The 11,644-nt window shown below is 37.8% G+C and carries 8 protein-coding genes and 1 pseudogene; 4 read left to right on the forward strand and 5 right to left on the reverse strand.

Translation table 11 applies throughout. From position 1 onward, the window contains the following. On the forward strand, positions 1 to 204 hold a 204-nt coding region (locus HC000_RS18455), incomplete at its 5' end, for a hypothetical protein (protein ID WP_218911054.1). Positions 205 to 358: 154 nt separating this feature from the next. Next, on the forward strand, positions 359 to 553 hold the full coding sequence (locus HC000_RS17315; RefSeq protein WP_011329912.1) for a (2Fe-2S)-binding protein: 195 nt from the start codon (positions 359 to 361) through the stop codon (positions 551 to 553). 80 nt (positions 554 to 633) lie between these two features. Here HC000_RS17315 and bfr (HC000_RS17320) read toward each other — a convergent pair whose 3' ends face one another. From bfr (HC000_RS17320) to HC000_RS17340, 5 genes are all read right to left on the reverse strand, one after another. Then, positions 634 to 1,098 carry a bacterioferritin gene (gene bfr, locus HC000_RS17320; RefSeq protein ID WP_011329913.1) on the reverse strand — a complete coding sequence of 155 codons (465 nt, stop codon included), beginning with the start codon at positions 1,096 to 1,098 and terminating at the stop codon, positions 634 to 636. Between the two features lie 14 nt (positions 1,099 to 1,112). Then, a complete protein-coding gene (gene bfr / locus HC000_RS17325; RefSeq protein WP_011329914.1) occupies positions 1,113 to 1,583 on the reverse strand; it encodes a bacterioferritin in 471 nt (156 codons plus the stop codon). Between the two features lie 253 nt (positions 1,584 to 1,836). Further along, entirely contained in the window at positions 1,837 to 3,972 is a 2,136-nt protein-coding gene (locus HC000_RS17330; RefSeq protein ID WP_179808290.1) for a TonB-dependent receptor, read from the reverse strand. Between the two features lie 72 nt (positions 3,973 to 4,044). Then, positions 4,045 to 5,115 carry a PepSY-associated TM helix domain-containing protein gene (locus HC000_RS17335; protein ID WP_179808291.1) on the reverse strand — a complete coding sequence of 357 codons (1,071 nt, stop codon included), beginning with the start codon at positions 5,113 to 5,115 and terminating at the stop codon, positions 4,045 to 4,047. A gap of 92 nt (positions 5,116 to 5,207) precedes the next feature. Continuing rightward, a complete protein-coding gene (locus HC000_RS17340) occupies positions 5,208 to 6,071 on the reverse strand; it encodes a cation diffusion facilitator family transporter (protein ID WP_179808292.1) in 864 nt (287 codons plus the stop codon). A 253-nt stretch (positions 6,072 to 6,324) separates the two neighbouring features. Between HC000_RS17340 and HC000_RS17345 the strand changes: the two genes are divergently transcribed. Together HC000_RS17345 and HC000_RS17350 are read left to right on the forward strand one after the other, a co-directional pair. After that, positions 6,325 to 11,088, forward strand: a complete 4,764-nt coding sequence (locus HC000_RS17345) for a PAS domain-containing protein (RefSeq protein ID WP_179808293.1) — start codon at positions 6,325 to 6,327, stop codon at positions 11,086 to 11,088. A 268-nt stretch (positions 11,089 to 11,356) separates the two neighbouring features. Then, positions 11,357 to 11,572, forward strand: a pseudogene (locus HC000_RS17350) (GNAT family N-acetyltransferase); the annotation flags it as partial. Positions 11,573 to 11,644: the final 72 nt, after the last annotated feature.

Consider the following 11,644-nt stretch of genomic DNA (forward strand, 5'->3'; position numbering starts at 1 on the left):
GCGTTGAAATTGTACTGGTTTGGTGTGAACACCGATTCCGGAAAATCAGTCAAAAGTGTTCACGATAAAACCGGAATGAGCGTTCACGCTAAAACCAGAACGGGTGTTCACGATGGGCCGGAATCACTGTTCACGATGCTCCGGAATATGCAAGAGTGTAATTTAGTTAATAAATCTCAATTTAAGTGCCATATTTCAATATAAATCAACAAGTTCTCAACGCGCCGTGAATTCTCGATTTAAGTGGCACTGATCATAAGATCAAAAAATAAATAATTAACTGCAAAAAGTGTTTGATAACCATTACCATTTAGATTAGTATGCACCTACTAAATGTAATTGAGAGTGGTTTGTATTCATGTATATTTGTCTATGTCACGGTGTGACCGATAAAAAAATTGAACAAACAATTGACGATGGTGCAACAACCATGCGTGAGTTAACTAAAGAGCTTAAAGTGGGCAGCCAATGCGGTAAGTGTTGTGGTTGTACTAAAAAGATCCTTAATCGTAAGCTTATTCAAATTGCCGATATAACGGATCAAGTGGCTTAATTTAGTTAAAAATTACATTACAAAATTTAGATATAAAAAAAGCAGCTTTAAGCTGCTTTTTTTATGCGTGTTAATTACTATTACAGCTGCGACTGTAGGTAGTTTTCTAAGCCGGTATTTTCAATCAGTAATTGCTGAGTTTCTAACCAATCAATTTGCTCTTCTTGTTCATTTAAAATGTGATCAAGGGCTTCACGAGTAATATAATCTTTTTTACTTTCAGCCAGTTTAACTGCGCTACGTAACTCATCAATTGTATCAAGTTCAAAGCTCATATTGGCAGCAATCATTTCTTCGCTGTTTTCACCAATACGTAAACGGCCTAGGTCTTGAAGATTTGGTAAGCCTTCTAAAAACAAAATACGTTCAATTAAACGATCCGCGTTTTTCATTTTTTGAATTGATACTTTGTAGTCTGCTTTATCTAATTTACTAAAGCCAAAATCTTTAAACATACGTGCGTGTAAAAAGTATTGGTTAATACCAACAAGCTCGTTAGCGAGTACTTTATTTAGTGCTGCAATAACGTCTTTATCGCCTTTCATACTATATACTCCTACTAAGCCATTTGTGCTTGATGATAATTTTGCGTTCCAATCTTATCAATTAAACCAAGTTGCTGTTCTAACCAGTAAACATGATCTTCTTCGGTATCAAATAATAGTTTTTCTAAAATGGCACGAGATTGATAGTCTTGTTGTTCTTCGCATATTGCGATTACGTCTTTTACGCTAGCTACTACTTCAAGCTCAAGTGTTAAGTCGTTTTGCATCATGCTTTTAACATCGGTGCCAATTAATAAATCACGACGTTTAGTCATGTTAGGCACACCTTCTAAAAATAGAATGCGTTTTATTAACCAGTCACAATGATCTTTCTCTTCTTCCATTTCGTGGTTAAGGCGCTCATAAAGTTTAGCTAATCCCCAGTCATCGTACATGCGCGAATGAATAAAATACTGGTCAATTGCTGCTAATTCGTTGGCTAGCAATGTATTAAATGCGTCGATTACTTTTTGATTACCTTTCATGATAGATCACCTTAACAAGTTCAATTGCGACCAGTGTAGTGCAAACTGCAGCTATTGCAAGTTTTTTCTATAAAAATCATAATGTTACTATTGGTTTTGATTCTTATTTAAGTTTGCGTTATTACTTGGTTTGTAAGCAGTTTTTAATTTTTATAATAGGTATTGTTAATTGAGCGAGATGAGAGTTAATACACATATTTTAATATAATTTAAAAAGGCATGCTTAACATGCCTTTAAAGTTACTTAAATCAGTTAGAATTGATATTTAGCACCGAGAGTTGCCGTAGTGCCTAGTCCTTTAATATTGTAGCCACCATAAGTATATGATTGCGCACGAGCAGGGTAGTAGTCGCTGTTAAATAAATTTTCGACCCCAAAATAGCTGCTCCATTGTGGAGTAATTTGATATTGACCACTCAAATTAACTATATCGTAACTACTTACAGGACCTTGATCGCCAACGTATTGGCCTTGTTCGTTTTTATCAAAGCGCTTTCTATCGCCAACGTATAAATAGCTAAATGTAAGAGCTATGTCGTCGCTGGCCTGCCACGCTAAATTGGCTGTCGCTTTTGGTGGGCTAATTTGTTTAGCACCTAAGTATTCATCGGCTTGGGTATCTTTACCTTCAACGTAGCTATATGTGGCAACTAATTTAAGTTGTGGGGTAATGGCATAATTTACTAAGCCTTCAAAGCCCCATATTTTTTGCGGCGCGCGTATTGGCTCATAAACGCCTGTTACATCGTTAAATTTATTGCTGGTTCCTAGCTCAGACGTGCTTTTATATGCTGCTAGTTCAAAGCGCAGGTCATCAAATTGTGAGGTGAAACCTACTTCGTAGTTATCTATAATTGATGCTTGTGTTTGAATAAGCGCTATATCGTTTACAGTAGCTGCGCGCAATAGTATGCCTATGTCTGATATATCAGAGCCCTGCGAGTAACTAAAAAATGGGCTAAAGGCAGGGCTTAAATTATATTTAATGCCAGCATTGTAAGTTGTTGCATCGTAATTTATGGTATCGCCGCGCACACTTAGTGGTACTGAACATTGCGTAGCGGTTCTGCATAGCTTTAATGTTTGATAGTCGGCTACCGTTAAATCTATGCTTTCTTTTCTTACACCGGCTTTTAAAATAATATCGTCGTTAATTACCCACTTTGTTTGTAAAAAACCAGCAACACTATCCATGTCCATTTCAGGAACCCATATACGGCCATCAACTAAAGGTTGTGAGGTTTTATCGTTTAGGGCATCAATACCATATATTAAGGTGGTTGTTAGATTATCAAAGTCAAATTGGCTATTAAATGTGGCTCTTGCGCCTAGTTTATCTGACTTTATAACAGATTGACCACCGCTATAACCATCATCAAGATTGGCTAAATTAGTTGAAAAGAAAAATACATTTTCTATATTTTGCTTGTACAGATCTAAGGTCATTTGGGTGTTATCGAATAAGGCGTAATCTAGGTATTTAAGAGTAATATTTACATTGCCTTCGGGGCCTTGCGGTTTACCTGGTTTTTGCAGCTCTTTGGGTACATGAATCGCATAGGTTTTTTCACCTATGTTACCGTCGCCAGTAACATCCCCTAAATCAGTTTTTTGCTGTGAGCTATAAAAGTTATAACTAAACTCTAGTTGCTTATCATCATCAAAATCGTAGCTTAGTTTAGTAAAGTAGTTTTGTGTTTCTGAGTCGGACAAACCATATTGCAAGCCTAAAATATCACCCTCTGAATCACGTTGTACACCGTTTTGCTCGTAACTGGCGCTTATTAAATAGCTAAACTTATCTAAGCCACCATTTATAGCTGCCGATATTCTTGCACCGGCACTTTCATCAAGCTTAACAGCACTAAAGCGGCTAGAAATACTAATTTCGCCCTCAGGCTGGCCGTCACTTTTCGCTTGTTTTGTTATGTAGTTAATTATGCCGCCAGCAGCGCCATTACCATAAATAGAGGTTGCTCCTTTAATAACCTCTATGCGTGCAATGGCACTGGCATCTAGCGTTTTTATGCCTAATGAACCGTTACGCAGTGGAGTTGACTGTGGTACGCCGTCAATCATAACTAAAGGTGCGCGACCACGCAGTGTTTGGCCTGAGTTACTGGAGCTGCCGGTGCTAGGAGCCAATCCTGGTACCATTTGTGCGAGTAAGCTGCTTAGTTCTGGGTTTACTTTTAAGTGTTGTTGAATTTGCTGCTGATTTATAACAGTAATTGAAGCAGGAACTTCATCAATACTTTCAAATATACGACTACCCGACACAATAACGTGTTCTAACTGATCAGCAGAATATTTGTTTTTACTATTTTCATCGGCAATTGCGCAAGCACTAACAGCGACGCTAAGTAAGCAAAGCGAGGTTTTTAACATGGTAACTCAGATAAATAATTAGTTTTGGTAATGATAACTATTAACAATAAAGACCACAAGTGTTAATGATAATTATTTTCGATTGCGTCTTTTTAACCAAAAGTAAACACCCGTTACAATAAAAAAGCTCAGTGATAGGGTTATTAGTAGCCATAAAAACTGTACAACTGGCCCAGCAAAATTACCAATATGAAAGGCATATTTAAAGTTCCATGCTTGTGTGGTGAAATTGCTTTTACTGGCGTCAAATGAGTTTAATACTTTACCAGTAAATGGATTAGTCCAAACCCAGCTGTAAGCGTGGCTTTCGCCGGGATTTTGTATTCTTAAAGCAATCGCGTCATCCGCTTTTTTAGGCAGGTATACCCTATATAGCTCACCTTCTGGAAATATGGCTTGAGCATTATTAATTGCTAAATTGTATTGTAATTCGGTATTTTTAAGCACAGGTATTTTGGGAGGCGCAGGTCTGTTTGTTACTTTATTTTGTGTTACCAGTTCTAAAACAGACTGCGTTTGCGTTTTCCAATTAAACGCCATACCCGTAAAGGCAATCAGTATTAATGGCACAAAAAAGTAAACTCCCAACACAGTATGCAGCTGATACAGCAGTACTCTTAGTTTTGCTTTAGGTTTTATAGCTAAACGTTTTATCCGGTTTTTAGGTTTTACCCATAAATAAAAGCCTATTAATACGTTTATTAACAGCAGTAATGCACATACCGACATCCAATTTTTAAATGGTTTATTACCGTCACTGCTCTCAAATAATAACCAGCGATGCAAAGCAAGCGTAAAACCATAAATTGTATCTGTACTTTGGTAAGTATAAATAACATTGCTGGTGTAGGGGTTTACGCTCGCGTAGTGATTATTAGCTAATCTAAACTGCCATGCCATAGTAGGGTTTTGTTCAGGCATTAAAAAAACAGTTTTTTGTTGGGTTTGAGTTTGCACACTGTTTATTAAAGTGTCGAAATTTAGCGGTTTTTCTGCAGGCGTTACTAGCCATTTTTCGGGCTGGATAAGGTGTTGTAGATCTTTTGCGTAAATTAACACCGCTCCGCTGAGGCTCACTATTAATAAAAACAACCCGCTGAGTAGGGCAAGTGTCAAATGAATTTTACGTAACCAAAGTTTCAAAAACGGCATCTCAATTGTGAGCTAAGAACCCTAATTGTAAATGATAATGAGAGCAGTTTTCAATTGAAAGTTTATTTATAAAGCTATTTTTATTATAAATTATTGTGCTTTTCTATTATGCAGTTTTCAATATTAAAATTATGCTGTAAAAAGTGTTTAACGGCTGCTAAATCAAGTGAGTTATGAGCGTTAATCAGCAGTTCGCAATGGCTGGTTTTATCATCTAATTGCCATACTTTTATAGCTATTACTTGCTCTATATTAAAGTTTTTGGTGAGAGCGCATGTAACAGCTTGGGTATCAAAGTTATTAGGCGCAGCTTGCATTAAAATGCGACAGCTTTGTTTAAGCAGTAACACGCCATGGTAAATAACATAAATAGAAATTAAAATTGTCGCAATTAAATCAACTATATACCACTGGTACAAAATAATTAAAGTACCTGCAACAATAACCACAACAGACGCCATCGCATCAGATACATTATGAATAAAAGCAGCTCTTATATTCATACTGCTATTTGCGCCAGCTCGGTAAGTTAAAAGTGCAGTGATTAAATCTATTAGCAGGGCAAATGCAGCCACCCATACTATGATCCAACCATCAATTGGCTGCGGGTTTAAATAACTGCTCATAGCTTCAAAAATTAAATACACACCTATCAGTATTAATGTACTGCTATTGAACAAAGTAGCTAAAATTTCGGCGCGCTTGTAGCCAAAGTGATGTGTGTTATCGGCAGGTTTGTTACCAATTTTACGCGCAACAAGGGCAATAAATATAGCGGCTGCATCACTAAGATTATGCAGTGCGTCTGCCATGAGTGACAAACTGCCAGAAAATATTCCGCCAATAACTTGCGCAACAGTAAGCAGAACATTAATGGCAACAGCTAGCGCGAGTTGCTTGTTACTTTGGCTGTCGTCTACATGGCTGTGTGCATGGTCATGACCCATAATATCCCCAAGTAACTACTTATATTAAGATTGTTATATCACGAGCAGCTAAAAACAGCTACACGGGGCTTGATGAAACTTAGCTAACTCATTGTGTATACTTAGGCGTATATCTAGTTAAAATCCAGGTAGCAGTACTGTTTGTAAAACACATAAAAAATTCATGGGCTTATTAGCGCAAACTTGCGTCTTAGGCTTTTTAATGCATTAATACATAGTATTAAAATGGGTAAAATTACTAGGTAATTCAGGTATGAATAAAGGTTTGAGCTTCACAAAGCTAGCAGGTAAAGGACAGTCTGTACAAAGTAAGCTAACTATAGCCTTTGTAGTTATTGCATTAATACCTTTGTGTTTGTTTTCTTGGCTGAGCTTTAAGCGAATAAATAATACATCAGAACAACACGCCCAAACTGAATTACAACAGGTAACAAATATTGCTCAGCAGTTTAGTCGCTTTTGGCTGGCTGATTATATTAAAGATTTTAAGTTACTTAAAAACCAGTTAACGACTAACTCTGTGCAACAACAAAGTGCAATAACTGAGTTTGTTAACGTATACGAATTTGTAAATAATGTAGAGCTAATAGATAGCGCAGCTTTGCTTGCTACACCTACATCTTCTTTTATTAGCAAAATAGCTCCTCAATCGTTAACTAATATCCATACTAGCTTGAGTGAGCATGCAACGCCTTCATTTCAATCATTTTTAATTGAAAAACAACCACATTTTATTATTGCGCTTGGTATATATAATACGGAGCAACAATTAAGCCGTATTCTTTTAGCCGATATAAACCCCCAGTGGCTAATGAATCAATTAAATGCAATGTATACTAAAAACAGCGAGCTTAGTTTTAGTTTATTGCCAAGTAATAGTTTGCCTTTATTAAACCAACAGCCATCAACAGAGCAAACATTATTAAATAAAACACAATTAATGCAAAAAACGTTTACCTATAACAACGAAAATAATGATGTAATGTATGGCTTTGTTAGTCAGCTGAATTTTTTGGGTGATCAAAGCTGGCTGCTATTAGTGTCTAAGCCGAATGTTCAGGAGCTAACAAATACTTATTCTATTAAGTATTTTGCTTTGGCAACACTGCTTATGTTGTTGGCTGTTTTAGCGTGCTCTTGGTGGTTTGGTCGAGTATTGTTTCATCCATTAAGGCGCTTAACAGCCCTTGTTGATAAAATTACCAAGGGGAAAAGCACCCAAGTACCTATTTTACCCGACAGCCAAGAGTTTAATTTGTTATCGAGTAAGCTGTGTAAATTGGCCGAAAATAAACAGCAACAACTAACAGAGTTTTATAAACAAGGGACTGAACTACAGGTTGTGCTAAGGCACTTAGCAGAGCAAAAAAGTGCACTTGATGAGCACACGATTGTGGCTGCAACAGATTTAAAAGGCACTATCACTTTTGTTAATAAAAAGTTTTGTGAAATAAGTGGTTATGACGAACACGAGTTAATAGGTAAAAACCACCGTATTCTTAATTCGGGCACTCACCCAAAACAGTTTTTTAAAGAAATGTACCAAACCCTAAAACAGGGAAAAGTATGGCATGGGAAAATATGTAATAAAGCCAAGCAAGGTAATTTATATTGGGTAGATACCACCATAGCGCCATTTTTAGATGAAAATGCTAAGCCACAAAGCTATATAGCCATTCGAACAGATTTAACCGCATTAAAGTTACAAGAAATAGAGCTAGAAGAGCATAAAGCACAACTACAGTTGGTAATAGATACTACCGCTGTGGGAATTTGGGATTGGTACATTGACACAGGTAAAGTCACTTTTAATCACCGTTGGGCTGAAATAATTGGCTATACCTTAGATGAGTTAGGCCCAGCAGTAATAGGCACTTGGTATAAGTATGCCCACCCAGACGATTTAATCGTTTCGGAGCAAAAATTAAACGCTCATTTTTCTGGTGAAACAGACTATTACGTTAATGAAGCACGTATGAAACATAAACAAGGTCATTGGGTATGGATACTAGACACTGCAAAAGTGGTTGAATGGAATGATGATGGCTCACCAAAGCGGATGATAGGTACCCATTTGGATATTACAGATCAAAAAGCAACAGAGCTAGAATTACAAAATAGTCGTGACCAATTTGCCTCGTTAGTAGGCAATATTCCAGGCATTATTTACCGCTGTAAGTACGATAAAGTGTGGACTATGCTTTATATGAGTAAGCAAACTAAAGAGCTTACGGGTTATGACGCTGAGGCAATATTAGAGAATAAGCAGTTAAGTTATTTAGAAATAATTTACTCGGACGATCGTGACGATATTGAAAAAACGATTATTAAGTGCATTGACGAGCACACGCCTTGGTCTGTTGAATACCGGATCATAACGCAAGGTAATGAAGTACGTTGGGTAAATGAAAAAGGCCAAGCCATTTATGACACTGACGGAAACGTATTATATTTAGATGGTTTTATACTCGATATTACAGAGCGTTATCAGGCGCAATTAAAAATAACACGTCAGCAAAGCCTGCTTGAATCTATGAGTAAACAGGGGCAAATAGGTGCGTGGGAAATAGACTTAAAAGCGCAAACGCTTTATTGGTCAGACGAAGTACGCGCAATTCACGAAGTGCCACAGAGTTACTCTCCAGATATAGCCACCGCAATAAATCATTATAAAGAAGGCTATCACAGAGATAAAATTAATGCCCTTTTTGAAAGTGCAATAAGTAGTGGGAAAAGCTGGAATATTGAGCTTATTATTGTTACTTACACTGGCCAAGAACGTTGGGTTAAGTCAATAGGGCAAAGTGAGTTTGAAAACGGCCAGTGCATTCGTGTTTTTGGCTCTTTTCAAAGTATTGATGCGCATAAGCGACTTGAACTCGAAAGCGAAAAAGCCAATCGTTATAACAAAAGCTTAGCCATGCTTACTGTTGCACCTGAAGTGCAAAGCAGTGATGTGGCAGAGGTAAAAAAATTAGCCGTTAAGTCTATGTGTGAAGTGCTTGATGTACAGCGCGCTTCTATTTGGATTTTTAACGAACAACGCGATTTAATGATTTGCCATAGTTTAAATATACAAGGGCAAGGTGTTGATTGCTGTAATGCACAGCTCAGTGCAGAGGATTACCCTGCCTACTACGAAGCTATTTATAAACAAAACTTAATAGCTATTGACGATGTTTATAATCATCCCGCTACCGTTGATTTTATTGAGCATTATGCAAAACCTAATAATATAAAATCTATGCTAGATGCCGTTATTACAACCGGTGACGGAAATTTAGGTATTTTATGCGCAGAAACCGTTGGGGAGTTTCGCCAATGGACGCAAAGTGAAGAAACCTACTTACGCTCTTTAGCAACTTTAGTAGGCAGTACCTTAGTGTCACAACGCCGTAAACAAACCGCTGAGGAATTAAAAATAGCTTTGGTTTTGGCAAAAGAAGCCGGTGTAGCAAAAAGTCAGTTTTTAGCAACTATGAGCCATGAAATACGTACGCCAATGAATGGTGTTTTAGGCATGCTTGAGCTTATTCAGTTAGAGCAACTGCCCAAGCCTATTGAAACTAAAGTAGCAATTGCTAAAACCAGTGCGCAATCATTACTGGGTGTAATAAACGACATTTTAGATTTTTCAAAAGTAGAAGCAGGTAAAATTGAGCTAGAGAGTATTAATTTTAATGCCCGCGATTTAATTGGGGAAGTAGCCGCTGGGCAAGCATTAACAGCTCAAAATAAAGGCATAGAAATAATTTTAGATTTGGTTGCCTTAGAGCCATCGCAGTTAAGTGGCGATCCAGGGAGAATACGCCAAGTATTAACTAATTTATTAAGTAATGCCGTTAAGTTTACAAACGAAGGCGAAGTGGTGGTTAGCGCATCTATTGAGCGTATTGAGGCCCAGCTAATGCTGCAAGTTAGCGTAAAAGATTCTGGTATTGGCATTAGCAAAGAAAAACAACAACAGTTATTTGCACCCTTTATGCAAGTAGATGCGTCTACTACTCGAGAATATGGAGGCACTGGCCTTGGTCTTGCTATTAGTAAGCAGTTATGTGAACTAATGGGAGGCGCTATTGCAATTAAAAGTAATGCTGGCCAAGGGAGTGAGTTTATCGTCACCATGGAGGTGCTAAAGGGCGATCAACAAGAGCGCTATATGCCAAAGGCTAATATTAATGGGTTAAGTATATTGGTAGTTGATGATAACGAAACAAATCGTTTGGTTATTTCAGAGCAGCTCAAGCACTGGGGAGCTAATGTTGAGCTGGCAAATAATGCCGAACATGCGCTGCTAATTTGTGAAAATAGAGTTAAAAACAATCAGGGCATGTATGACATAGCTGTATTAGACATGCAAATGCCCGGCATGGATGGCATAGAGTTATGTAAAGTATTAAAAGCGCATGCAGATTACAAACATATGCCATTAGTAATGATGACCAGTATTGCAGGCTTAGAGGGGGCTCAGCGCTATTCTGACGCAGGCTTTCAGGCTTACTTTCCAAAGCCAGTAACAACCGCCGATTTAATTTCTGCGCTTTCGGTTATTACTAATAGCGAGCAGCACGAAGCACTGCCATTGGTAACATCTGGGTATATTTCATCGTTGCGCAAAGCCAAAACCATTGAGCCTGCTAAAATATTATTGGTTGAAGATAATCCAATAAACCAGCAAGTATCTACTTTAATGCTTAAAAAGCTCAATTGCGAAACAGTCTTAGCCGAAAATGGTCAACGTGCTTTAGAGGAACTTGCAAAACATGAAGCAGGTTACTTTCAAGTTGTACTAATGGATTGCCAAATGCCGGTTATGGATGGTTATGATGCCACTATTGCAATACGTAAAGGTGAGGCTGGCGAGCAGCATAAAGCAATTAAAATTATAGCATTAACAGCCAATGCCATGGATTCAGACAAAGAGCGGTGTATTGCAGCTGGCATGAATGATTATTTAAGCAAGCCAATAGAACTTGATATTTTAAAAGATAAATTAGAGCAATACAGGGCGTGTTGACCTTCCAGGTTTTAAATTTGTTCACTCTAGGGGCGATTTAATCGCGGCGCGATGTTTGTAACCTAGTGGTCTAAGTAAAAACTGAGCAACAAAGAGTAAGCCGCCCCTAGGAAGAACCAAGGGCAGCGCATGTTTGGCATTTATGCTGCGTTATCGCCTATTTATGGGGAGTCACACACTACATAGGCTCTGCCTTGCCTAAAAACCAAACATACTGCTGCAAATTTAAACTCGAAAGATAAACACGCCCTAGTAAGGTTAAAGCAGTATGACAAACACAATAGACATTCGTGATGCGCAAGCAAGTGATGCAAAAACCATTTTGCACTTTATTAATGAGCTCGCTATTTATGAAAAAGAGCCACAAGCAGTTAAAACCAATGAACAAGCCATTTTAGATACCCTTTTTAGTGAAGGCGCAACAGCGCATAGCATTATATGCTTTGATGGCGACGAGCCCATTGGCTTTGCTGTTTATTTTTATCGAAATTTTCCGAGAAAACCCATTGATCGACGCGAAGCGGTGTCGATGGGATGAATCGGAATAGTTAGCCCT

It is taken from the genome of Pseudoalteromonas sp. MIP2626, assembly GCF_013414205.1.
GTDB classification, from domain to species: Bacteria; Pseudomonadota; Gammaproteobacteria; order Enterobacterales; family Alteromonadaceae; genus Pseudoalteromonas; species Pseudoalteromonas nigrifaciens.